General features: G+C 59.4%; 18 protein-coding genes. 4 read left to right on the top strand and 14 right to left on the bottom strand.

What is annotated here, in order from left to right; translation table 11 throughout:
* Positions 1-13 precede the first annotated feature (13 nt).
* From mlaE to ACIPF8_RS03995, 6 genes are all read right to left on the bottom strand, one after another.
* The gene (mlaE, locus tag ACIPF8_RS03970; protein ID WP_400417311.1) at positions 14-802 is read right to left on the bottom strand and encodes a lipid asymmetry maintenance ABC transporter permease subunit MlaE; all 789 of its coding nucleotides are present in this window, start codon (positions 800-802) and stop codon (positions 14-16) included.
* The gene (locus ACIPF8_RS03975) at positions 802-1,605 is read right to left on the bottom strand and encodes an ABC transporter ATP-binding protein (protein ID WP_400417313.1); all 804 of its coding nucleotides are present in this window, start codon (positions 1,603-1,605) and stop codon (positions 802-804) included. The genes mlaE and ACIPF8_RS03975 overlap by 1 nt, the downstream gene beginning before the upstream one ends.
* A gap of 234 nt (positions 1,606-1,839) precedes the next feature.
* Positions 1,840-3,303 carry a glutamate synthase subunit beta gene (locus ACIPF8_RS03980; protein WP_400417316.1) on the bottom strand — a complete coding sequence of 488 codons (1,464 nt, stop codon included), beginning with the start codon at positions 3,301-3,303 and terminating at the stop codon, positions 1,840-1,842.
* Between the two features lie 126 nt (positions 3,304-3,429).
* A complete protein-coding gene (locus ACIPF8_RS03985) occupies positions 3,430-8,118 on the bottom strand; it encodes a glutamate synthase-related protein (RefSeq protein ID WP_400417319.1) in 4,689 nt (1,562 codons plus the stop codon).
* 171 nt (positions 8,119-8,289) lie between these two features.
* Positions 8,290-9,021, bottom strand: a complete 732-nt coding sequence (locus tag ACIPF8_RS03990; RefSeq protein ID WP_400417321.1) for a transposase — start codon at positions 9,019-9,021, stop codon at positions 8,290-8,292.
* A 111-nt stretch (positions 9,022-9,132) separates the two neighbouring features.
* Complete coding sequence (locus tag ACIPF8_RS03995; RefSeq protein WP_400417324.1) at positions 9,133-10,014, bottom strand: LysR substrate-binding domain-containing protein; 882 nt, start codon at positions 10,012-10,014, stop codon at positions 9,133-9,135.
* 146 nt (positions 10,015-10,160) lie between these two features.
* Here ACIPF8_RS03995 and ACIPF8_RS04000 point away from each other — a divergent pair, with 146 nt between their 5' ends.
* Positions 10,161-11,252, top strand: coding sequence for an NAD(P)H-dependent flavin oxidoreductase (locus ACIPF8_RS04000; RefSeq protein WP_400417327.1), 1,092 nt, complete (start codon positions 10,161-10,163; stop codon positions 11,250-11,252).
* 51 nt (positions 11,253-11,303) lie between these two features.
* A complete protein-coding gene (locus ACIPF8_RS04005; RefSeq protein WP_400418177.1) occupies positions 11,304-12,485 on the top strand; it encodes a YbfB/YjiJ family MFS transporter in 1,182 nt (393 codons plus the stop codon).
* A gap of 1 nt (position 12,486) precedes the next feature.
* Here the strand turns inward: ACIPF8_RS04005 and ACIPF8_RS04010 are convergent, their stop codons facing one another.
* The 7 genes from ACIPF8_RS04010 to ACIPF8_RS04040 all read right to left on the bottom strand — a co-directional run bounded on the left by ACIPF8_RS04010 (position 12,487) and on the right by ACIPF8_RS04040 (position 21,496).
* Positions 12,487-12,717, bottom strand: a complete 231-nt coding sequence (locus ACIPF8_RS04010; protein WP_400417330.1) for a hypothetical protein — start codon at positions 12,715-12,717, stop codon at positions 12,487-12,489.
* Positions 12,718-12,722: 5 nt separating this feature from the next.
* Positions 12,723-14,216 carry an AMP nucleosidase gene (locus ACIPF8_RS04015; RefSeq protein ID WP_400417333.1) on the bottom strand — a complete coding sequence of 498 codons (1,494 nt, stop codon included), beginning with the start codon at positions 14,214-14,216 and terminating at the stop codon, positions 12,723-12,725.
* 188 nt (positions 14,217-14,404) lie between these two features.
* Positions 14,405-15,076 carry a glutathione S-transferase gene (locus ACIPF8_RS04020; protein WP_400417336.1) on the bottom strand — a complete coding sequence of 224 codons (672 nt, stop codon included), beginning with the start codon at positions 15,074-15,076 and terminating at the stop codon, positions 14,405-14,407.
* 137 nt (positions 15,077-15,213) lie between these two features.
* A complete protein-coding gene (locus tag ACIPF8_RS04025) occupies positions 15,214-16,785 on the bottom strand; it encodes a thioredoxin family protein (RefSeq protein ID WP_400417339.1) in 1,572 nt (523 codons plus the stop codon).
* A gap of 91 nt (positions 16,786-16,876) precedes the next feature.
* Complete coding sequence (locus tag ACIPF8_RS04030) at positions 16,877-19,897, bottom strand: TonB-dependent receptor (RefSeq protein WP_400417342.1); 3,021 nt, start codon at positions 19,895-19,897, stop codon at positions 16,877-16,879.
* 145 nt (positions 19,898-20,042) lie between these two features.
* Positions 20,043-20,999, bottom strand: coding sequence for a FecR domain-containing protein (locus ACIPF8_RS04035; RefSeq protein ID WP_400417344.1), 957 nt, complete (start codon positions 20,997-20,999; stop codon positions 20,043-20,045).
* Positions 20,996-21,496, bottom strand: coding sequence for a sigma factor-like helix-turn-helix DNA-binding protein (locus ACIPF8_RS04040; protein ID WP_400418180.1), 501 nt, complete (start codon positions 21,494-21,496; stop codon positions 20,996-20,998). Before ACIPF8_RS04040 ends, ACIPF8_RS04035 begins: the two co-directional genes overlap by 4 nt.
* Positions 21,497-21,670: 174 nt before the next feature.
* Between ACIPF8_RS04040 and ACIPF8_RS04045 the strand changes: the two genes are divergently transcribed.
* Both ACIPF8_RS04045 and ACIPF8_RS04050 read left to right on the top strand, forming a co-directional pair.
* Positions 21,671-22,396: an AzlC family ABC transporter permease gene (locus ACIPF8_RS04045; RefSeq protein ID WP_400417347.1), complete on the top strand. Its 726-nt coding sequence runs from the start codon at positions 21,671-21,673 to the stop codon at positions 22,394-22,396.
* The gene (locus tag ACIPF8_RS04050; RefSeq protein WP_400417350.1) at positions 22,393-22,719 is read left to right on the top strand and encodes an AzlD domain-containing protein; all 327 of its coding nucleotides are present in this window, start codon (positions 22,393-22,395) and stop codon (positions 22,717-22,719) included. Before ACIPF8_RS04045 ends, ACIPF8_RS04050 begins: the two co-directional genes overlap by 4 nt.
* Positions 22,720-22,733: 14 nt before the next feature.
* Here the strand turns inward: ACIPF8_RS04050 and ACIPF8_RS04055 are convergent, their stop codons facing one another.
* Entirely contained in the window at positions 22,734-23,216 is a 483-nt protein-coding gene (locus ACIPF8_RS04055) for a hypothetical protein (RefSeq protein ID WP_400417352.1), read from the bottom strand.
* Positions 23,217-23,412: the final 196 nt, after the last annotated feature.

A 23,412-nucleotide genomic window follows, 5' to 3' on the forward strand; every position in this document is an offset into this window, starting at 1 on the left:
CCTATCAATCAAATCAATTAAACATCAGCGCGGTCAACAGGAAATCCAGCGCCAGGACTGCCAACGAGGCAATCACGACGGTGCGTGTGGTGGCCCTGGAAACGCCTTCCGGCGTTGCTTTGGCTTCATACCCTTGCCAGACTGCGACAAAGGTCACGGCAACCCCGAAGACGACGCTTTTCAGCACGCCGTTGGCCACGTCCAGCCAGACATCTACACCGCCCTGCATCTGCGACCAGAATGCACCTTCGTCGACGCCGATCAGCTTGACGCCAACCAGATAGCCGCCAAAGATACCGAGCGCGCTGAACAGTGCCGCCAGCACCGGCATCGCCACGACACCAGCCCAGAAGCGTGGCGCCACGACGCGCTGCAACGGATCTACCGCCATCATTTCCATCGCCGACAGTTGCTCGCCAGCCTTCATCAGCCCGATTTCTGCAGTCAGCGAGGTGCCGGCACGGCCGGCGAACAGCAGCGCGGTCACGACCGGCCCCAGCTCACGCACCAGCGACAACGCCACCAGCAGGCCCAGCGCTTGCTCGGAGCCGTACTTGTTCAGTGTGTAGTAACCCTGCAAACCCAGCACGAAGCCGACAAACAGGCCCGATACGCCAATAATGACCAGCGAATAATTACCGATGAAATGAATCTGGTCGGTAATCAGCCGCGGCCGCCGCCACAACCCGGGCGAAACGCGCAGGATCGACAGGAACATGCGCGTCGCCACGCCCAGGCCGGTAATCGATTCACGCAAAGAGCTGCCGATCGCGGCCAAGCCATTGATTATCCAATTAAACATCAGCGCAGTCCCTTCAGTCCCAGATCCTCGGCCAACGATTTGCCGGGATAGTGGAACGGCACCGGGCCGTCCGGTTCAGCGTTCACGAACTGCTTCACATACGGGTGGGTCGATACGCGCATTTCTGCGGGCGTGCCTTGCGCCACGATTTCTCCTTGCGACAGGAAATACACGTAATCGGCAATCGCGAACGACTCGTTCACGTCATGCGACACCAGGATGCTGGTGGAGCCAAGCGCATCATTCAGCTTGCGAATCAGGTTGGCGGTGACGCCCATCGAAATCGGATCAAGACCGGCAAACGGCTCGTCGTACATGATCAGCGACGGATCCAGCGCGATCGCGCGCGCCAGCGCCACGCGCCGCGCCATACCGCCGGAAATCTCGGACGGTTTCAATTGCGCCGCGTTGCGCAAGCCGACTGCATTCAATTTCAGCAGCACCAGGTTGTTCAACAGTTCCGGCGGCAAATCAGTATGTTCGCGCAGCGGAAATGCAACGTTCTCAAATGCCGTCAGGTCAGTAAACAATGCGCCGCTCTGGAACAGCATGCCCATCTTGCGACGCAACGCGTACAGGGCCTTGGTCGACAAGGTATGCACGGTTTCGCCGTCAACCTTGACGCTGCCGGCCTGCGGCCGCAACTGGCCGCCGATCAGACGCAATATAGTGGTCTTGCCGGAACCGGAACCGCCCATGACGGCAATTACTTTGCCGCGTGCGAAGTCCATGTTGAGTCCCGATAGAATCGATCTCTCACCATAGCCAAATTGCAGATCACGGATTTCGACGATATTTGCCACTACACCCACCGAATAAGCCAAAGGTGGGTATTGTAGTGCAAATGCGACAATCGTTCAGGGCCTCGCGATAGTCTGCTCATAAGCATGTGCCTCCTGTACAACAATTTGACTCTTGCCGTAAGGCATGCGCAAAAGGCGTTCAGACAAAAAAAGAGCATGGCCGCGGATTTCTCCGGGAACATGCTCTTCGCTCGTTGCGCATGCGGCGCTGGCGCCGCTACTGAAGTTGCAGCATCAACGCGGCAGTACCGATGCCCCCATCAGGAACTCGTCGACGGCGCGCGCACATTGACGGCCTTCGCGGATCGCCCATACCACCAGCGACTGGCCGCGGCGCATGTCGCCGGCTGCGAACACCTTGTCGACCGATGTCTTGTAGCAACCATCGCCATCGGTAGTGGCCTTGGCGTTGCCGCGTGCATCCTTGTCGACGCCGAACGCTTCCAGCACCTGCGCCACCGGCGAGACAAAGCCCATCGCCAGGAACACCAGGTCAGCCTTCATCTCGAATTCCGAATTCGGCACTTCTTGCATCTTGCCGTCTTTCCATTCGACGCGAGCGGCGATCAGCTTCTCGACCTTGCCGTTCTTGCCTTCCAGGCGCTTGGTGGCCACCGCCCAATCGCGATCGCAACCTTCTTCATGCGACGACGAGGTGCGCAGCTTGGTCGGCCAGTACGGCCAGACCATCGGCTTGTTTTCCTGCTCCGGCGGTTGCGGCATCAGTTCAAATTGCTGGATCGATACCGCGCCCTGACGGTTGGAAGTGCCGACGCAATCGGAGCCGGTATCACCGCCGCCGATCACCACCACGTGCTTGCCGCCAGCCAGGATCTGATCCTTGACCTTGTCGCCGGCGTTGATCTTGTTTTGCTGCGGCAGGAAATCCATCGCGAAATGCACGCCCTTCAGCTCGCGCCCAGGGACCGGCAAATCGCGCGGCTGCTCAGCGCCGCCGGCAATCACCACGGCATCGAACTCGGCTTTCAGCTCATCCGGCGAGATGGTTTTCTTGGCCCAGTTGTTCACATTCGATGGGAAATCCTTGCCAACCAGAACGCCGGTACGGAACGTTACGCCTTCGGCTTCCATCTGCTCCACACGGCGATCGATGTGCGATTTTTCCATCTTGAAATCTGGGATACCGTAGCGCAGCAGGCCGCCGACGCGATCGCTCTTTTCAAACACGGTGACGTCATGGCCGATGCGCGCCAGTTGCTGGGCAGCGGCCAGGCCGGCGGGGCCGGAGCCAACCACCGCGACTTTCTTGCCGGTCTTCACCAGCGCAGGCTGCGGCACGATCCAACCGTTTTCCCAACCCTTGTCGACGATGAAATGCTCGATCGACTTGATGCCGACCGGATCGCTGTTGATGCCGAGCGTACAGGCGCTCTCGCATGGCGCCGGGCAGATGCGGCCGGTGAATTCCGGGAAGTTGTTCGTTGAATGCAAGGTCTCCAGCGCTTCGTGATAAGCGCCGCGATACACCAGGTCATTCCAATCGGGAATGATGTTGTTCACCGGGCAGCCGTTATTGCAGAACGGAATGCCGCAATCCATGCAGCGCGCGCCCTGTGTCTTGGCTTCGTCATTGCTCAGGCTGAGGATGAATTCCTTGTAATGCTTCTTGCGTGCCACTGGCGCTTCATACGTTTCACCGACCCGCTGAAACTCCATAAAACCCGTTACTTTTCCCATTTTTCACTCACATTTTTTTGGCTGCAGGATGCGCCGCGATCAACTCATGAAACTCTCGCGGCGCCCCTTATCGTTACTTGGCTTTAACCTGGCTTAAGCGTCGCCCGGGCAAACCCGGGCAAGCGATCAAGCGGCGACTTTTTCCTTGGCTGGCTTGGTGCTGTGGACCGCGTTCAGCTCACCCAGGGCGCGCTTGTACTCGGTCGGGAACACCTTGACGAACTTGCTGCGCGAGGCAACCCAGTTGTCCAGCAGGTTACGGGCGCGGGTGCTGCCGGTGTACTTGAAGTGACGCTCGATCAGCCCCTTCAGGATCGCCTCGTCAGCCTGTGCTTCACCGCCGCGCACGGGGCTATGCCAGATTGCACGGTCGATCGTGGCTTCCTGCTCGCCCTGGCTCAGCACTGACTCGAGCGTCACCATCGACATATTGCATTGCGCCGCAAACGTGCCGTCCGGATCGTAGACATACGCCAGGCCGCCAGACATACCGGCGCCGAAGTTACGGCCGGTATCGCCCAGCACCACGACTGTGCCGCCGGTCATGTATTCGCAACCATGGTCGCCGGTACCTTCAACGACGGCAATCGCACCGGAGTTACGTACCGCAAAACGTTCGCCGGCCACGCCATTGAGGAAGGCTTCGCCTGCAATCGCACCGTACAGCACGGTGTTGCCGGCGATGATGTTGTCGACTGCGCGACCGCGGAACTCGGTGTTCGGACGGACGATGATGCGGCCGCCGGACAAGCCCTTGCCAACGTAGTCATTGCCTTCGCCAACCAGATCCAGCGTCACGCCATGCGCCAGGAACGCGCCGGCCGACTGGCCTGCGGTGCCTTGCAACTGGATATGGATAGTGTCGTCGGGCAGGCCCTCATGACCATATTTCTTCGCCACTTCGCCGGACAGCATGGCGCCGACAGTGCGGTTCAGATTCTTGATCGGCGAGATGAACGAAACGCGCTCGCCCTTCTCCAGCGCCGCCTTGGCTTGCGCGATCAGCTTGTGATCGAGTGCCTTGTCGAGACCGTGGTCCTGCTCTTCGGTGTGGTAGTACACGCCGCCTTCAGGCAATACCGGCTGATAGAAGATGCGGCTGAAATCCAGGCCCTGCGCCTTCCAGTGGGTGATCGCGTGGGACTTGTCCAACAGGTCGGCACGGCCGATCAGCTCGTTGAAGTTGCGAATGCCCAGCTGCGCCATGATCTGACGCACTTCTTCAGCGATAAAGAAGAAGAAATTGACCACGTGTTCAGGCTTGCCGGAGAACTTGGCGCGCAACACAGGATCTTGCGTGGCAACGCCAACCGGGCAGGTGTTCAGATGGCATTTGCGCATCATGATGCAGCCTTCAACCACCAGCGGTGCGGTAGCGAAACCGAATTCATCCGCACCCAACAAGGCGCCGATGACAACATCGCGACCGGTCTTCATCTGGCCGTCAGCCTGCACCCGGATACGGTTGCGCAAGCCGTTCAGCACCAGCGTCTGCTGGGTTTCGGCCAGGCCCAGTTCCCAAGGCGAACCGGCATGCTTGATCGATGACAAAGGCGAAGCGCCGGTGCCGCCGTCATGGCCGGCGATCACGACGTGATCCGACTTGGCTTTGGCCACACCCGCGGCCACCGTGCCGACGCCGACTTCCGACACCAGCTTGACCGAAATCGAAGCGCGTGGATTGACGTTCTTCAGATCATGGATCAGCTGCGCCAGATCTTCGATCGAATAAATGTCATGGTGCGGCGGCGGCGAAATCAGGCCGACACCCGGCACCGAGAAACGCAGCTTGGCGATGTACTCGGACACTTTGTGACCTGGCAGCTGACCGCCTTCGCCTGGCTTCGCGCCCTGCGCCATCTTGATCTGGATCTGATCGGCCGAAGTCAGGTATTCAGCAGTGACGCCGAAACGTCCGGACGCCACCTGCTTGATCTTCGAACGCAGCGAATCGCCCGCCAGCAATGGGATGTCGACTTCAATGCGGTCCTTGCCGATCACCGATGCCAGGGTCTCGCCTTGCTTGATCGGGATGCCCTTCAGTTCTTGACGATAGCGGTTCTCGTCCTCGCCACCTTCGCCCGTGTTGGACTTGCCGCCGATGCGGTTCATCGCCACTGCCAGCGTGGCATGCGCTTCGGTCGAGATCGAGCCGAGCGACATTGCGCCGGTAGCGAAACGCTTGACGATTTCCTTGGCTGGTTCAACTTCATCCAGCGGGATCGCCTTGCTTGGATCGATCTTGAATTCAAACAAACCGCGCAGCGTCATGTGACGCTTGGACTGATCATTGATCAGCTGAGCGTATTCTTTATAGCTGTTGAAGTTGTTGGCGCGAGTCGAGTGCTGCAACTTAGCGATCGCATCCGGGGTCCACATGTGTTCTTCACCGCGGACGCGATATGCATACTCGCCGCCAGCGTCGAGCGCGTTGGCCAGTACCGGATCGTCGCTGAACGCAGCGCGATGCAGGCGCAAGGCTTCTTCCGCCACTTCAAACACGCCGATACCTTCAACGTTCGATGCAGTGCCCTTGAAGTACTTCTGGGTCATGCTCTTGTTGAGGCCGATCGCTTCGAAAATCTGCGCGCCGCAATACGACATGTAGGTCGAGATACCCATCTTCGACATGACTTTCAGCAAGCCCTTGCCGATCGCCTTCTGGAAGTTGTAGATCGCCTTGTCAGCCGACAGCGCGCCCGGCAAGCCGTGCGCCATTTCGGTCAGGGTATCCATCGCCAGGTACGGATGGATCGCTTCCGCGCCGTAGCCTGCCAACAGCGCGAAGTGATGCGTCTCGCGCGCCGAACCGGTTTCCACCACCAGGCCGGTCGAGGTGCGCAGGCCCTTGCTCACCAGATGCTGGTGAATCGCCGATGTGGCCAGCAGCGCCGGAATCGCGACCTGTTCGGCATCAACCTTGCGGTCCGACACGATCAGGATGTTGTGGCCGGACTTGACCGCATCGACCGCCTTGGCGCACAGCGATGCCAGGCGTGCTTCGATGCCTTCCTTGCCCCAGGCGACCGGGTAGCAGATGTTCAGCTCATGCGACTTGAACTTGCCGCCGGTGTGCGCACCGATGTTGCGCAGCTTGGCGATGTCGTCGTAGTTCAGGATCGGCTGCGATACTTCCAGGCGCATCGGCGGGTTGATATTGTTGGTATCCAGCACGTTCGGCTTCGGTCCGATGAAGGACACCAGCGACATCACCATCGCTTCGCGGATCGGATCGATCGGCGGGTTGGTGACTTGCGCGAACAGTTGCTTGAAGTAGTGATACAGGGTCTTGTTCTTGTTGGACATGACCGCCAGCGGCGAGTCGTTGCCCATCGAGCCGATCGCTTCTTCAGCGGCAGCAGCCATCGGCGACATCAGGAACTTGATGTCTTCCTGGGTGTAGCCGAACAGCTGCTGGCGATCCAGCAACGGGATGGTCGAACCGGATTCATACGGTTCCGACTTCAGCTCGTCGAGCTTGACCCGCACTGATTCAATCCATTGCTTGTATGGCTTGGCGTTGGCGAAGGTGTCTTTCAATTCCTTGTCGTCGATGATGCGACCGGCATCGAGATCGATCAGGAACATCTTGCCAGGCTGCAGGCGCCATTTCTGGATGATCTTCGACTCTGGAATCGGCAATACGCCGGATTCGGAAGCCATCACCACGAAATCGTCGTCGGTGACGATGTAGCGCGCCGGACGCAAGCCGTTGCGGTCCAGCGTGCCGCCGATGTGGCGGCCGTCGGTAAACGCCATCGCCGCCGGGCCATCCCATGGCTCCATCATCGCAGCGTGGTATTCATAGAAGGCGCGACGGTTGTCATCCATCGTGGTGTGGTTTTCCCACGCCTCAGGAATCATCATCATCATCGCTTGCGCAATCGGATAGCCGGACATCAGCAGCAGTTCAAGCGCGTTGTCGAAGCAGGCGGTGTCGGACTGGCCTTCATAGATCAGCGGGAACAGCTTCTTCAGGTCGTCGCCCAGCACGTGCGACTTCATCACGCCTTCGCGTGCACGCATCCAGTTGAAGTTACCCTTGACGGTGTTGATCTCGCCGTTGTGCGCCAGCAGGCGATACGGGTGAGCCAACGGCCACTCCGGGAAAGTGTTGGTAGAGAAGCGTTGGTGCACCAGCGCCAGTGCCGATACACAGCGCGCATCCTGCAAGTCCTTGTAATACACGCCGACCTGATCAGCCAGCAGCAAGCCCTTGTAGACCACGGTGCGGGCCGACATCGACGGCACGAAAAATTCCTTGCCATGCAGCAGATTCAGCGCCTGGATCGCGTGGCCGGAGGATTTGCGGATCACGTACAGTTTGCGTTCGAGCGCATCGGTGACCATGATGTCCGGGCCGCGGCCGATGAAAATCTGGCGGATCACCGGTTCCTTGTCGCGCACGGTCGGCGACATCGGCATCTCGATATCCACCGGCACATCGCGCCAGCCCAGCACAACCTGGCCTTCAGCCAGCACCGCGCGTTCGATTTCCTGTTCGCAAGCGATACGCGAAGCGCTCTCTTTTGGCAAGAACACCATACCGACGCCGAATTCGCCCGGTGGCGGCAAAGTCACGCCCTGTTTCGCCATCTCCTCGCGGTAGTACTGGTCCGGCACCTGGATCAGGATCCCGGCGCCATCACCCATCAGCTTATCCGCGCCGACCGCACCCCGGTGATCGAGGTTCTTCAGGATCAGCAACCCCTGCTCAATGACCGAATGACTCTTCTTGCCTTTGATATGGGCGATAAAGCCGACACCACAGGCATCGTGCTCATTGGTCGGATCGTATAAACCTTGCGCTTGCATAACGTTGCTCCACCACTTTGAGAGTAAGGATATTAAGAATAGTGCAGACGCCACCATACTTCAATCACAATAAATGGGGTCAGAGTCAATTTAATGACATCGATTTTTGCACCAAAATTAAATGGGGACAGAGTCAATTTAGTGCAAATGATGGCGCTTTCATCATTTTTTCTATTTTTTTGTTGCCGACACTGCCGCATCCGCCAGCGACTCTGGCTTCACCTTGAACGGCCGCCCGCGCTGGCCCGGACGCACTCTCACGGCCCCCTGCTTTTCCAGCTTGGCCTTGAACGCATCGGACCCTAGCGGCCAACCTTTGTTGGTAGCCTCCATTAGCTGCTTGGATTGATCCGATGTAAGCGCTTGCTCAGCCATCGCCTTATACGCAGCCTCACGATCGAAAGGCGTATTACCCAAGGCCCAATACAGCGCATGATCAGTCACCAGCGGGTCCGGCTTGATGCCAACGTGGTGTAAATAGCTCGACCAGGGATACTCTCCCGGCGTCGAAGTGATGCCTGCGCGCACCGGATTCTGGTCGATATAGCAGCTGCACAACATGAAATACCGCTCCGAATCGATCACCGTCGCCCTGTAGCGTCCTTGCCACAAAGTCCCTTCACGCGCGTATTTCTGATTGAAATAAGGCACGTAATGTCGCCCTACCCACTGCATCATCCGCGCCAAACCCTCCACATCGCTGGGCGTAGCCAGCAAGTGGATATGATTTGTCATCAGCACGTAGCCATGGATAGCGACCTTGAACTGCTTGGCCGCATCGCGCAAACGGCCCAGAAAATTCACGTAATCTTCGGTTTCACGGAAAATTGCCCGCCGATCAACACCGCGCTGAATGAGGTGATGCGGCTGATTGGCAATAACGAGACGAGGTAAGCGAGCCATGGCAAAAAGAAAGCAGTTTAGATGCGCTTATTTTAGCCATTAATTCGACTCTGACCCCATTTATGATTTCTTAATTTGACTCTGACCCTAATTATTTTTCATTAATTGGGGTCAGAGTTGAATTGTTTTGGCTTCAGCCTGGAGGATTTGGCTAAGGGCGTCGAAGGCGGGGGAGCTGTAGTCGTGGCGGTGAATCAGGTAGGTTGGGATTTGGCCGGCGGGGCCGATGGGGTAGATCGCCAGGCTTTCTGTGCAATTGTGGAGTTCGAGTACGGAGCGTGGCGCCAGGGCGATGCCGGCGCCGGCGGCGACGCAGGCCAGCATCGCATGATAGGAGCCTAGTTCGAGGATGCGGTCGGGGCGGCGACCGGGGATGCTGCCGGAGGCCAGCCAGTTTTCGGCGTGGCGGCGATAGGCGCAGCCGTTTTCGAAGGCGATCAGGGTGTGGGTCTGCAAATCGTCGGGACTACTGATCGGCGGGTGATTGCGCGGAGCCAGCAACACCAGCTCTTCGGCATACAGGGGCAAAATCGTCAGCGATGGATCTTCCAGCGGACCGGCTACCAATGCGGCGTCGAGGGTAAATGCGCGTACACGGTCGATCAGCGTCTGGGTCGGGCCGGTGCTCAATTCCAGCTGCACTGCCGGCCATTGCTGATGGAAGCGCGCCAGCGGCAGCGGCAAGCGGCTGGCTGCGGTACTTTCCATGGAACCGATGCGCAAGCGCCCTTGCGGCACCGCCGGCTGGACCGCCTCGCGCGCCTCTACGGCAAGGTTGAGCAGGCGTTCGGCGTAGCCCAGCAGGGTTTCGCCGGCCGGCGTCAGCACCAAGCGTTTGTGGTTGCGGGAAAACAGGCTGACGCCCAGCGACTGCTCCAGCTGACGGATGCGGGTGGTGACATTCGATTGCACCCGATGCAACTGTTCCGCCGCACGGGTGATGCCGCCTTCTCGCACCACGGTGCGGAAAATTTCGAGGGATAGGAGATCCATTGATCATCTCGTTTAAAGATGGATAACATTTTTATTATTCATTTTTAAAGATGATGATGTCAAGGTAGGATGAATCCTATTAGATAGGGCGCTATATCATTTAGAAACCAGGCATATCCAGACCGCCAATCCTCAGGAGCTCCCGCATGTCCAACATCACCTTGAAATCCAGTCCGCAGCGTGAGTCATTTGCGGCGCAGCTCGATCTTTGTTATCCGATCGTGCAGGGCCCCATGAACGGCGCTTCGCCAATCGAACTGGTGACGCAAGTCTGCAACGCCGGCGGCCTGGGTTCGTTTGCGGCGGCGTTGCTGTCGCCGGCGGCGATCATCGAGGCGGTCAAGAAAATCCGTACGCTGACGACGCGGCCATTCAACGTCAACCTATTCATCCTGGAAACCAGCCGGCCTGCCGAGGCAGAAATCGCACTGGCAGAAAAGCTGCTGTTGCCGTTCCGTGACGCACTCGGCCTCGGCCCTGCCACACGTCCACAGAAATTCAGCGAAAACTTCGAGGAGCAACTGGCGGCCCTGCTGGAAGCCGCGCCGCCAGTGGTCAGTTTCACGTTCGGCATTCTGTCCGCAGATACGGTGGCGCAGTTCCATGCCAAAGGCAGCAAAGTGATCGGCACCGCCACCACGGTCGCAGAAGCGATCGCATGGGAACAGGTTGGCGCGGATTTCGTTTGCCTTCAGGGTTCTGAAGCCGGCGGCCATCGCGCCACCTTCCTCGGCGATATCGAACAGTCCAGCGTGGGCTTGATGACGTTGATTCCGCAAGCAGCGGCGGCGGTAAAGGTGCCGCTGATCGCCGCCGGCGGCATCATGGATGGCCGCGGCATCGCTGCCGCCTTGCTGCTCGGCGCACAAGCGGCGCAGCTCGGCACCGCCTTCCTGGCTTGCCCTGAATCCGGCATTGCCCCGGCGTGGCGCGCACAGCTCGCGGTTGCGCGCGACGACAGCACGCGCCTGACCCGCAGTTTCTCCGGCCGCCATGCGCGCGGCATCGCCAATGCCTATATGGAGCAGATGGCGCGCTATGAAAGCGCGCTGCCTGTATATCCGATACAAAATGCCCTGACCGGAGAAATCCGCCAAACCGCCGCCAAACTCAACCGACCCGAATTCATGTCGCTCTGGGCTGGACAGGGCGTTGCAATGGCGCGGCCGATGCCGGCGGCGGAATTGGTTGCCACGCTAGCGGCTGAATTGCAGGCGCCGCATGCCATCAACTACTAGTCAGAGCTGAACTTGAACGAAACGCAAACCACTGCCACCGCAGGCATCGCGATGGAAATAGATCAAGGCCGGCAAGCATGGCGCGTCGCGCTGGCCGGCACACTATGCCTGGCGGTGGCGATGGGCATCGGCCGTTTTGCTTTCACGCCGCTGCTGCCGATGATGCTGCATGATGGCGTGATCGACCTGACGGCAGGCGGCTGGCTGGCGACCGCAAATTACGTCGGTTATTTTATCGGCGCCATGCTGTGCATGGTCTTGCGCGGCAGCGCTACCAGTTTCATCCGCATCGGCCTCGCCGCCACCGTACTGCTGACTCTGGGAATGGGATTATTGCAGTCGCCTGCGGTGTGGCTGGCGCTGCGCGCGCTGGCCGGCGTCGCCAGCGCCTGCACGTTTGTGTTCGCCTCCGGCTGGTGCCTGCAACGGCTGGCGCAACTGCAAGCGCCGGCGCTGGGCGGAATCATTTATTGTGGGCCTGGACTCGGCATCCTGCTGACCGGACTGGCCACCAGCGCGATGGTGTCGCACGATTGGAAGGCATCCTATGGCTGGCTCAGTTACGCGCTGCTAGCGTTGCTGCTAACGGCAATCGTGTGGCGCACCTTCACCGGCTCGACAACTACTGCCAGCGCGCCAACATCAGCCTCGCATGCGCTCCTGCCAGCACAAATCATCAGGCAGACACGCGGCCTGACAATCGCCTATGCGCTGGCTGGATTCGGCTACATCATCACCGCCACTTTCCTGCCTGTGATCGCGCGCCAGGCATTGCCGGGTTCCAGTTGGCCGGACCTGTTCTGGCCCTTGTTCGGCATCTGCGTTTCGCTGGGCGCCTTGCTGGCAACGCGCTTGCCGATCCATTGGGACAACCGGCTGCTGCTGGCGGCATGTTATTTGTTGCAGGCCTGCGGCATCCTGATCGGCGTGGCGTCGCCCAGTGTGTTCGGCTTTGCGTTTGGCAGCATCTTGCTGGGCTTGCCATTTACTGCGATTACCTTGTTTGCGATGCGGGATGCGCGTCGTCTGCGCGGCGACCAGGCGCGCAGCCTGATGGGTCTGCTGACTGCCACCTATGGCATCGGTCAGATCATCGGGCCGCCGCTGGCGACACGCCTGGTTCAGGGCAGCGGCAACTTCACTTCCTCGTTGTGCGTGGCGGCCGTCGCACTGGTGGCGGGCGCCTGCCTGCTAGGGTTGATGTACCGGGAAAGCAGACAGCAGCTCGCTTGAGCTATTCGCCAGCAAATTCGGCTGCCGCCTTGGCGGTCCACAGCGCCTTGTTGTACGACGGGAATGGCGCGTCGTAGCTGTCGATGGCGCCATCCGCGCCGACAAAATGCGTCCACCAACCGGCCGCATCCTGTACCAGCGCGATATCGCCATCGCGGCAATGTTCCGCTATCGTCTCGCCCTCTGCCAGCGTGACGATGTTGACGCCACGATGTTTGATAACCGTAGCCACGAGGCTTAGCGGAAAGCCGGTTCGCTGAAGCTGCGCAGCTTGCGGCTGTGCAGTTGTTCAACGCCCTGGTTGCGCAGCAATTCCAGCGCCTTGATGCCGATCTTCAAATGCTGGTTGACGCGCTGCTCATAAAAGCGGTTGGCCATGCCGGGCAATTTGATTTCACCGTGCAGCGGCTTATCGGAAACGCATAGCAAGGTACCGTACGGAACCCGGAAGCGGAAGCCGTTGGCGGCCACGGTTGCGCTTTCCATATCCAGCGCAATCGCCCGGCTCTGGTTGAAACGCAGCAAAGGCTTGCGGTGATCGCGCAGCTCCCAGTTACGGTCATCAACCGAGGCCACGGTGCCGGTGCGCATGATGCGCTTGAGCTCGTAGCCTTCCAGTTGGGTGATAGCAGCGACCGCATCCTGCAACGCCAGTTGCACTTCGGCCAGCGCCGGCACCGGCACCCACAGCGGCAGGTCGTCGTCGAGCACATGGTCATCACGCACATAGGCGTGCGCCAGTACGTAGTCACCCATGCGTTGCGAGGTCGACAGGCCGGCGCAGTGGCCGAGCATGATCCAGCCGTGCGGCCGCAATACGGCCACGTGGTCGGTGATGGTCTTGGCGTTGGATGGCCCAACGCCGATATTGATCAGCGTGATGCCGGAACCATCAGCGCGCTGTAAATGGTAGGCCGGCATCTGCGGCTGGCGCGCCGGCGCGATGCCGGTCAGCGCGCGGTCGGCCGGCAAGTCGTCGAGGTTGGCGTTCCAGGTGGTCAGGTCGCCCGGCTCGACGAAGGCCGTGTATTGCTGGCGGTATTCGCGCCGCTCAGGATCGCTGGTGGCCTGCATCAGTTCGCGACCCATGCGGATGAACTCATCAACATAGAACGCGTAGTTGGTGAACAGCACGTAGCGTTGAAAACGATCCGGCGAAGTCGCCGTGTAATGCTTCAGGCGATGTAACGAATAATCGATGCGCGGTCCGGTAAACAGCGACAGCGGATGCGGTTCGCCCGGCATTTCCTCGTAAGTGCCGTTGACGATGCGGTCGTCCATGGTGGCCAGGTTCGGCAGATCGAAGACATCCGGTAAGGTGCGCAGATGTTCGGGATCGAGATTGCCTTCGACGTGTATCCCTTCAGGGAAGGCGAAGTGCACCGGAATCGGCAATTCGCTGACGCCGATTTCCAGTGGCACATCATGATTATCGCGCAGCAGCTTGAACTGGCTGACCAGGTAATTGGCGTACAGCGATGGCCGCGTCAGTGTGGTTTCGTAGACGCCGGGGCCGGATACAAAACCGAAGGAATGGCGGGTGTCGGCGCGAGTATTGACTTCAGTCGTCACGCGCACGAACGGGTAGCAGGCACGCACCCGCTCCGGCATCACTTCGCCATTCGAAAAACGCTTGAATGCATCGCGCAGCAAGGCGGTATGGTGTTCGTAGATTTCAAGCACGCGCTCGACGGCAGCGTGCGGATCGGTGAATTTCTCAGTCGGGAACATTGACTCTCCGTAGCGATATCTGTGAGTGAAACCAAATGAGGCCAAATACGGCCAAACGCTTTGGCGTCGTCGAGCGCAGCATCAGCGCTCGTTACGACTCAATTCAACTCAATTCTACTGGGATTGTCGCGACGTGGGTGCATCACGCACCGCACTGCCGTAAATTTACGGCAGCGCATATATGACATTTATTTCAGAAGATCGTACTTGCCGCCTCTTTCGATAGCGCGTTGATATGCAGGACGTGCGTGGATTCTCTGCAGAAAAGCCGTCAGGCGCGGCCGGCTGGCATCGAGGCCGCCGCGCGATTGCGAAGCTTCCAACGGAAAACTCATCTGAATATCGGCGGCGGTGAATTCTTCGCCGGCAAACCAGGTGCTCTTGCCCAACTCGCCTTCCTGGAAATCCAGATGCGATTTGAGTTGCGGATCGATGTAGCCACGCTGCACGCCCTTCGAAATCATGCGCGCCAAGGGACGCAACAAGGCCGGCATCGGCGGCCGGTCGATGCGGCCAAAAACCAGCTTCATCAGCAACGGCGGCATGGCCGAGCCTTCGGCGTAATGCAGCCAGTAGGTGTAGCGCAAACGGTCCTTGCTGCCAACCGGCGGAATCAAACGCCCTCCTCCGTATTGCTGCACCAGGTATTCGATGATCGCGCCCGATTCGGCGATCGTGTTGTCGCCGTCGGTGATCACCGGCGACTTGCCCAACGGGTGTACAGCGCGTAGCGATGCCGGCGCCAGCATGGTCTTGGGATCGCGCTGATAGAACTTGATTTCGTATTCAAGCCCGAGTTCTTCTAGCAGCCACAACACCCGCTGCGAACGGGAGTTGTTGAGGTGATGGACAGTTATCATGGTCGACGGATCCGTTCAGGTAAATGGGGGGAACAAAGGCAGATGATTTGCCGCTAGCGTACCCCATTTACCCGGAATGATCTTGGGTTAGAACCTTTCCCCTACATTATTCCCGTCGACCATGACTATTAGGCTATTTAGGCACGCGCCGGGCTGAGCAAGCCCTGGCAAGTGGCCCGCTGCGCATCGGCCTCAGGCAGCTTGGCACAGACGCCGTCAAGCTGGGTCCGCAAACGCTGTACCACCGCCTGGTGCTTGCCGCCTGCGTTCCAATCGGCCAGCTTGTGTCCAAGCCGTTCCAGCACCGAACGATTGCGTTCATAGAACGCGTTCTGGGTGCCGGCCAGCTCCTGGAACAAGCCGTGCGCGACCTTCTCGATGCGCGCCTCGTCCTGCGGCGCCAGTTCCAGTACGCCGGACAGGTAGGCTGCGCCCCATTGCAGGCGGGTCGCCGGTCCCTGCGCAGCCTGGTAGGCCTGTTCGTACCAATTGATGGCAGCCGTCTTGTCGCCGCGTTTCTTGGCGTTCGACGCCAGGCTCAACATGAAGTAATACGGCGCATGCGAGCGCTTCAATTCTGCCTTGAGCAAGGTATCGGATTCATCCAGCAGACCGGCATCGCCCAGCGCATGCGCGGCAGTATTGATGACCGATTGCCGTTCGTAGGCATCGGTGGTCGCAGCATCGGCTTGCGCTACCCGCTGCCGCACTTCCTTGAGCAACGCCGGCGTCAGCTTGGCATCCGGGCTATCGAGGCGTGCCAGTGACACCTGCGCCGCCAACGCCGACAGACGATCGGTCTTGGACAGGCTGGTATCGAGCGCCAGACGTTGCAGCGCGGTGTTCCAGACGCCGATCAGCTTGGCTCGCGCGGGCGATTGCGGCGCGGTTGCCAGCCCGACCAGATCGGTCGGATAGTTGGTCAACAGGTCCATGTTCTCGCGCGCGATGCGGGTGTCAGACGCCGCCTTGGTCAGCTGCACGACCGCAGCCGCCTTGTCGATTTCGGGGATGTTCCCCGGTGTCGCTGTGGCAGCCACCACCAGTGCGCTCAAGGCCAGCCGGTTGGCGGTTTCACCCGGCGGACAAGCTGCCGCCAGACGCTTCAAAGTAGGAAACAGATCTTTGCTGGCAACCAGTTGCTGCTCGTCGGTATCCCACGAGTAGTAACCGAGCAGACGCCATTCGTCGGCCGTCAGCTTGCCGCCGCTCAGTGCTGCCTGCAAGGTTTGCTTGACTGGCCGGTTGGCGCTGATGCCAAGTGTCAGCGTCTGCAGATAGCGCTCTGCATCGACTTCGCCCGGAAGACGGGTGATCTCGCTGCCATCCGGCTTGAACAGGATCATGGTCGGATAGCCGCGGACCTTGAAACGCTCGCCCAACTTCTGCGCGCCAGGGCTGTCGCCATCGATATGCACCGGCACGAAAAAGCGCGAACGCTCGATGAACGCCTGGCGATTGAAAATCGTCGCCTTGACCTGATTGCACGGCGGGCACCAGGTCGCGCCCCAATACAGGAACAACGGCTTGTTATGCGCCTTGGCGAAGGCAAAAGCGGCATCGACGTCGCCGTCATACCAATTGATGCCATCAGCTGCAGCGGGGGGTGCGGCCGCCGGCTTTTGGCCGGTGGTCGGCAGCGCGAGCGCTGGCCCGGCTGCGCATATCAGGGTGGCGATGATGGCAGCAGTAACAGATTGGATTTTCATCTTGTACATGTATAAATGGTTAAATCACAAAAAGGGGCCGGCCTGTGCCATCCCCTTTTGCACTCAGATCTCGGATCTGTTCCGGCCGGTTCTATGAACCAAAATGATAATTAAATTCCAGCCAGCCCATACGGCCATACGGGTTGTAGTTCCCAACAGGATAATACGGCCAGCCTGCGGTGGTGTCTTGCTTGACTGAGTTAAACACATTGTTGACGATCAGCGATACCGAGGCGCGCGGGTTGATCTGGTAGCTGGCGCTCAGGTTGACCAGCGCGAACGGCGAGATGCGACGAGTCTGGTCGGCGCTCGGCAAGCTGCCATAACGCGTAACCTGCACCGTGCTGGTCCATGGGCCGCGCAGCCAGGTGACGCTGGCATTGACCTTGGAACCCCAATCCGGATTGGTCAGCGAGTTCAGCAAATCTTGATCCGGATCGTCCGCGAACTGCTTGTAGTGGTGGCTCAACACCTTGGTGTAATTCGCTTTCAGGACGAAATCGCCGACGTTGCCGCCCTTGATGCGCCACTTGCCGCTGAAATCGAGACCGCTGGTGCGCTCCTGCGCTGCGTTGATCGGGTTCACCAGGATGTCCTGGATCGCATTCGGCTGGTACACGGCATTGGGTGGATTACGCACCACCCGCGCCAGCGCATCGACGCAGGTAGGTGAGTTGATATCCAGCTGGCCGGCGCGGCAATTCGCTTCGTTGCGCAGGATGGTGTCGGGATCGAGATTGGTCACCAGGTTGTCGATCTGGATGCGCCAGAAATCGGCCGAAATATCGAAGTTGGAACTCGGCGACCACACGACGCCATAGCTCCAGGACTTGCCGTTTTCCGGCTTCAGGTCTTTGCTACCGGTCTGGATATAGTTGGCGCCCGGCGAATAATTATTGTAGCTGCAACCGGCCAAGGGTTGTCCGGTCTTCTGGCATAGATAGTAATCGGTGGTCGACGAATAATAGCCGTGCGTGGTGGACGAATAGATGTAATTCATGTCCGGCGCGCGGAAGCTGGTGGCGTAGTTGCCGCGGAATAGCAGGGTCTTTGCAGGACGGAATTCCAGCCCGGTGTTATAGGTGAACTTGCCGTCGCTGCGGCCGGCGAAATTGTACTCGTCGTACCGACCAGCAACGGTGGCGACCAATTGCTTGAGCAGCGGAATATTCAATTCCGTGCCCAGTGCATAGCGCTTGCGCGAACCGCTGGCGCCTTCTGCCTCCGACTGGTTATAGAACACGCCCTGGTTGATTTGCGGATCCGGTGTATTGCTGAAACCCTGGCTGCCTAACTCCGTCACGACAGCCATGCGTACCGGGCCAGCCGGCAGGTTGAACAGCTCACCGTTGGCGCTCAGGCTCAGGGTCTGGGTCCACGATTTATTGCGGCTGATCGCCTCGCCGGTAATCGAGTTGAACTCGTCCGGCGTCAGCGGCTGGTAAAGCCGGTTGGGATTCGGCGCGTAAATGGCGACGCCGTCCGAGTTATAGCCAAGGCGCGGGCCGAGGAAAAAACTATCGACATTATTCAGCAGAAAAGGCGTCGTCTGACGGCTTGTGTAGGCCGAGATATTGTAGGCCGCCTCGTAGTTCCAGCTGCTGGTGGCGGGAATATCGCCGCGCACACCGATGGTCCAATTGCCGGCGATGTCCCGCCATTTTTTGTTGTAGCGCGTCGCGTCGCCGATTTCTTCCGGTGCGATACGGCGCGACCAGCTTTCGTCAGCGCCTGTATTCTGGTTGAAGAAATAGCTGTTGCCGCCGCCTTCCGAAGTCCAGTTTGGACCGCGCGTATTGTTTTGCGTAGCGTTAAAACCCAGCATCAAGTCACTGAATACCTCAGTCTTTGGCGTCAATTGGTAAGTCAGGCTACCGAACAAATTTTCGCTTTCGTTCTGCGTCATGGTAGTCCAGTAAGACGGCTGCGCCTTACCGCTGGCGCAATACGGACTGCCGGTCTTCACGACGCTGCCGCTGAAAAGCTGACCAAGCTGGGAACAGCCGGCGCCGGGATCCACATAATTTCCACTGTCGACATTCATCCGCCCGGCGATCCGGGTCGGCGCCGTACCGTCCGACGACGTTGACGACATGAAATCGCGCTGACGGCTCCAGATTGGCTGGGTCCGGCTCAGCTCAATGCCGAAGACACCGCTCAGGTTGCCGCTGCTGCCACCGCCGGTGAACTGGATGCGCTGATTCGATCCGCCACCATCCTGGGTGCCGCCGGCCTTGACGTTGAGATCGAAGCCCTCGGCTTTTTTCTTCAGGATGACGTTGACCACGCCGGCAATCGCATCGGAACCGTACACCGCCGAAGCGCCGCCGTTCAGGATTTCGATACGGTCGACCAGGGCCGATGGAATATTCGCCAGGTTGACGAAATTGACTGAGCCGTCATACGCCACCGGATAATCGGCGACGCGGCGGCCGTTGACCAGGATCAGGGTATGGTTAGGGCCGAGGCCGCGCAGGCTGATGGTGTTCGCTGCCGGCGTGAAGGTATTGCCGAAATCGGCGCCCTGCGTCATGCCGGTATTTTGCGTCTGCGCGCTAAGCGCGTCGAACACATTGCGATACCCCTGCTTCTCAATCTCGTCACCGGTAATCACGGTGACGCTGGTCGGACCTTCCTTGCTGGCGCGCGGAATCCGCGAACCGGTCACCAATACTTCCCTATGCTCTTCGTCCGGCGTGGCAGCAACCACCGCGACCGCCGCCGCGGCCTTGGCTTTCGGCGCAATTGCCTCCGGCGCAGGGCTGACGACCTTGGCGCGGCGAATGGTCAGCACTCCGTGATCGAGCGGCGCGACTTCCAGGTCGCTACCCTTCAGCGCCAAAGCCAGCGCCTGCTCCGCAGTGTAGCTACCCTTGATCGCAGCGCTCTGGTACGGCCGCACCAATTCCGCATCGAACGACAGCAACTTGCCGCTTTGGCGGCCGATATGCGCCAGCACGCCATTGAGCGGACCGGCGGCGATATCGTATTGCTGGGTTGCCGCGGCTGCCGGTAATGTTTGCGCCTGCGCTGCCTCGTGGGCGTTTGGCAGGGCATAAGCAACCAACAGCGCCAGCGCGATCTGCGCCGGCAACGTCTTGAGTTTTTGCATGTGTCTTTCTTCCTTCCCGATTATTATGATTTTTCATTACTGCTTCACGTTAGGTTTGTGAAACGGCGACAGAAAATTTATAGGGATTTCGGAAGAAGATTTTTTAATATGGATATGCGGATTTTGCTGTAGCCAAGCGACTCAATTAAGCCATCGAAATACTGACCCAGTAAGGCGTGCTGCGCTGTATACGGATCGGCAAGGTCTGCGTCAGCATGCTGAGGGCCAGGTCGGTATCGTCCAAAGGAAACACCCCGCTCACGCGCAATTGCGCAGCCCGCTGCGCCACCCGTATCACGCCGCTACGATAGGGCCGGATCGCTGAAATTACCTGCGCCAACGGCCGGTCGTTGACTTCCAACAAGCCGTCGACCCAGGCTGACTCCGCTTCCGGCCGCGCGGACGTGGCGCTAATCCCGCCACGATCAAAACGCGCGCTCTGCCCCGCAGACAAGCGCTGCCGTACGCCATCGCGGGTAGCTATTTCAACTCGTGAAGACAGCACACTGACCTCGCTGTAATCAGCTTCCCGCCGTAGCACAAACGCCGTCCCCAGCGCGCGCACCGCGCCGTGCTCGGTACGCACCACGAACGGCCGCCGATGATCAAGCGCCACCCGCGCCAGCAATTCGCCGGAACGCAGATGCAACAGCCGTTGCTGTGCATCGAAATCAATATCGGCGGCGCTGCGTGCATTCAGTATCACGGTGCTGCCGTCGACCAGTCCGACGCTGCGGCGCTGACCGGTGCCGGTGCGTAAATCGGCGGCCAGCTCCAACAATGGTGTTTCGCGGTCGACCAGCACCGCGGCGACGCCGCCCAGGCCCAGCAACAACAGACCGCCTTGCAACACCCGGCGCCGCTTGCCCGACAGCTTCAGGGCCTGGTCGATCACCTCGCCCGAAACGCCGGCCTGTGCCGAAGCCTGGAAAGTGCCAAGTGCACGTTCCAATCCGGCGCCCACGGTGGCATGTCGCAGATCGGCCGCCAGCCACTGCAGATAGGCGCGGCGGTCGGCTTCGGTGGCGCGCTCCGATCGCAGCAGTGCCATCCAGTTGGCAGCTTGCGTAGCAATCGGATCGTTGAATGAGAGTTTTGTCATGTTGAAGTCGCCGCATAGCAGCACAGCAAACCCTGGGCCACATATTGCTGCACCCGAGCAGTCGAGACTTTCAGCTTGGCGGCGATTTCAGCATAGGTCAGGCCGTCCACCTGGCTGTACAGGAAAGCAGCGCGCGCATTGGTCGACAAACCGTCCAGCAAGCGCTCCACCGCGAGCAGCGATTGCAACACCAGCGCACTTTCCTCCGGCGACGGCTGCGACTGCTCCGGCATCGCCGCCAACAGTTCCAGATAGGCGCGCTCAAGGTCGCGCCGGCGCCAGATGTCGTACACCAGGCGTTGCGCAATGGTAGTAAGCAACGCGCGCGGCTCCTTGATCGCCGTCGCCGGCGGCAACGCCAGCACTTGCGCGAACGTCTCCGACGCCACATCTTCCGCAATGAAGGTACACCCCAATTGACCGCGCAGCCGGTTGCACAGCCAACGGAAGTGGCTTTCAAACATCAGGTCGATAGGTTGGGGGCTGGCGATGTCCATCTGTGGCACGCTGGTTATTCAGTACTGGATTGAAGATTCATGCATGGGGACTTGGGCAAGATTAAGAGAATATCTTAGGCCGACGGCAATACAAACGCATGTATTTACATATCCATATGCGTTGCGCAAAGAAGCGCCTGACATTATTATTCCGACATCACCAAGGAATTCTTCATGTCCCATCCCACTCCCCTCACCAGTTTCGCCGCCGGCGCGCGCGATACTTTGCCGATGCTGATCGGTGCGGCGCCTTTCGGGGTGATTTTCGGTGCGCTGGTGGCGGCCAGCCAGCTCGCGCTGTGGCAAGGCCAGTTCATGTCGCTCGGCGTGTTTGCCGGCTCCAGCCAGTTCATCGCGATCGGCCTGGCGGCTGGGCAGGCCGGCATCCTGGTGATCTGGATGGCGACCTTTATTGTCAACCTGCGTCACATGCTATATGCGGCAACCTTGCTGCCGCACGTCAGCCATTTGCCGGCGCGCTGGCGTTGGCTGCTCGGCTTCCTGCTGACTGATGAAACCTTCGCCGTGATGAATGCCTACTACCTGAAACACGCGCACACGCCGCATGGTCATTGGTATTTCCTCGGCTCTGGCTTGTCCATGTATGGCAACTGGCAGTTATGGACGCTGGTCGGACTGCTGTTTGGCGTAGCGTTTCCGCAATTGCAGACGCTGGGACTGGATTTTGCGATGGTCGCGACCTTTATCGCCATCGTGGTGCCGCAACTGTTTCGCAAACCGCAATTGGCGGCGGCAATCGCCGCTGGCGTGTGCGCCTGGTTCCTGCGCGACCTGCCGTACAAATTGGGATTGATGGCGGCAACGCTGGTTGGCGTTGCCGTCGGCCTGGCCTCGTCGCATTGGCTGGCGCGCATTCGCGCTGCAAGGAGCAAAGCATGACGTATACCCTGACCATCATCGGCATGGCCGTGATCACCGTGTTCATCAAAGCCTTCATCTTCGTACTTGGCGACCGTGTAGTCTTTCCGATCTGGCTCAAGGAGGCGTTGGTGTTTGTGCCGGTCACCGTACTGACGGCGATTATCGTGCCAATGGTGCTGGCGCCGCATGGCGAGGGTATGGAGCTGAGCTGGCGCAATCCGCAGCTGATCGCCGCAATTGCTGCAGTACTGGTGTGTGCGGCGACACGCCGGCAATTGCTGACCATTGCGGTCGGGCTGGTTGTATTTTTCGCCTGGCAGCTAGGCGTGTTGCATCAATAAATTAGCCGCTGCCATCAAGCCTTGACGCGCAAGCGCCGAACCTGCAAAGTGGCGCCGATCAGAAACAACAGTACCAACACTCCGGTCGCCGCTTTCAAGGCTGGATCTTCTGCACTGCTCAACAGCGGCTGGCCAAGCGGCAAGCGAGTTGATGTTTCGGTGACTGCGGGTATCCAATGGAACAGGAAGGTAGCGGAATAGCTGACCGTCTCGACTGCTCGCGATGCCCGCCCGAATAGTTTGGTTTTCCCCGCCAGTGCGGCAATGCCGAGTACCACCAACGTAATGATGCCAAGCACATGCGGCTTGCCAAACCCGCCATGCCGGAAAATTCCGAAGCCGGTCAGGCACGTAATGACAGTGGTCCATATATAGATTTTCCCGACCAGGTTATTGGGGGAAATCGCCTTGTCGCGAAACAGAGCGATCAGCCCTGCAACGACCGCAACCAGGCTGATCGCCGTGTGGAATGTGCCGAGCGCTGTCAATCCGAACATGTTCAACTCCTTCACAGAGATAAGACGGGTAACAAACCGCTCAAAGAAAAACGCAAGGATAATCGGCGTTTCCCAATGAGCTGCGGCGATGGCGCCGCGGACCGATGAAACAAGTCGTAATATAGCCCGTATATGCATCGTAGCAACATCGGTCAAATATACGATGGTGTTTGTCACGCCATTCCCTGACAGTATG

The sequence above is a fragment of the Collimonas sp. NPDC087041 genome, from assembly GCF_044745265.1.
Lineage (GTDB): Bacteria > Pseudomonadota > Gammaproteobacteria > Burkholderiales > Burkholderiaceae_D > Collimonas.

What these genes read in the sequence shown, in the direction of transcription:
- mlaE (WP_400417311.1), bottom strand. Translation starts at nt 802, where the DNA reads ATGTTTAATTGGATAATCAATGGCTTGGCCGCGATCGGCAGCTCTTTG.
- ACIPF8_RS03980 (WP_400417316.1), bottom strand. Translation starts at nt 3,303, where the DNA reads ATGGGAAAAGTAACGGGTTTTATGGAGTTTCAGCGGGTCGGTGAAACG.
- ACIPF8_RS03985 (WP_400417319.1), bottom strand. Translation starts at nt 8,118, where the DNA reads ATGCAAGCGCAAGGTTTATACGATCCGACCAATGAGCACGATGCCTGT.
- ACIPF8_RS03990 (WP_400417321.1), bottom strand. Translation starts at nt 9,021, where the DNA reads ATGGCTCGCTTACCTCGTCTCGTTATTGCCAATCAGCCGCATCACCTC.
- ACIPF8_RS03995 (WP_400417324.1), bottom strand. Translation starts at nt 10,014, where the DNA reads ATGGATCTCCTATCCCTCGAAATTTTCCGCACCGTGGTGCGAGAAGGC.
- ACIPF8_RS04000 (WP_400417327.1), top strand. Translation starts at nt 10,161, where the DNA reads ATGTCCAACATCACCTTGAAATCCAGTCCGCAGCGTGAGTCATTTGCG.
- ACIPF8_RS04005 (WP_400418177.1), top strand. Translation starts at nt 11,304, where the DNA reads ATGGAAATAGATCAAGGCCGGCAAGCATGGCGCGTCGCGCTGGCCGGC.
- ACIPF8_RS04015 (WP_400417333.1), bottom strand. Translation starts at nt 14,216, where the DNA reads ATGTTCCCGACTGAGAAATTCACCGATCCGCACGCTGCCGTCGAGCGC.
- ACIPF8_RS04020 (WP_400417336.1), bottom strand. Translation starts at nt 15,076, where the DNA reads ATGATAACTGTCCATCACCTCAACAACTCCCGTTCGCAGCGGGTGTTG.
- ACIPF8_RS04025 (WP_400417339.1), bottom strand. Translation starts at nt 16,785, where the DNA reads ATGAAAATCCAATCTGTTACTGCTGCCATCATCGCCACCCTGATATGC.
- ACIPF8_RS04030 (WP_400417342.1), bottom strand. Translation starts at nt 19,897, where the DNA reads ATGCAAAAACTCAAGACGTTGCCGGCGCAGATCGCGCTGGCGCTGTTG.
- ACIPF8_RS04035 (WP_400417344.1), bottom strand. Translation starts at nt 20,999, where the DNA reads ATGACAAAACTCTCATTCAACGATCCGATTGCTACGCAAGCTGCCAAC.
- ACIPF8_RS04040 (WP_400418180.1), bottom strand. Translation starts at nt 21,496, where the DNA reads ATGGACATCGCCAGCCCCCAACCTATCGACCTGATGTTTGAAAGCCAC.
- ACIPF8_RS04045 (WP_400417347.1), top strand. Translation starts at nt 21,671, where the DNA reads ATGTCCCATCCCACTCCCCTCACCAGTTTCGCCGCCGGCGCGCGCGAT.
- ACIPF8_RS04050 (WP_400417350.1), top strand. Translation starts at nt 22,393, where the DNA reads ATGACGTATACCCTGACCATCATCGGCATGGCCGTGATCACCGTGTTC.
- ACIPF8_RS04055 (WP_400417352.1), bottom strand. Translation starts at nt 23,216, where the DNA reads ATGTTCGGATTGACAGCGCTCGGCACATTCCACACGGCGATCAGCCTG.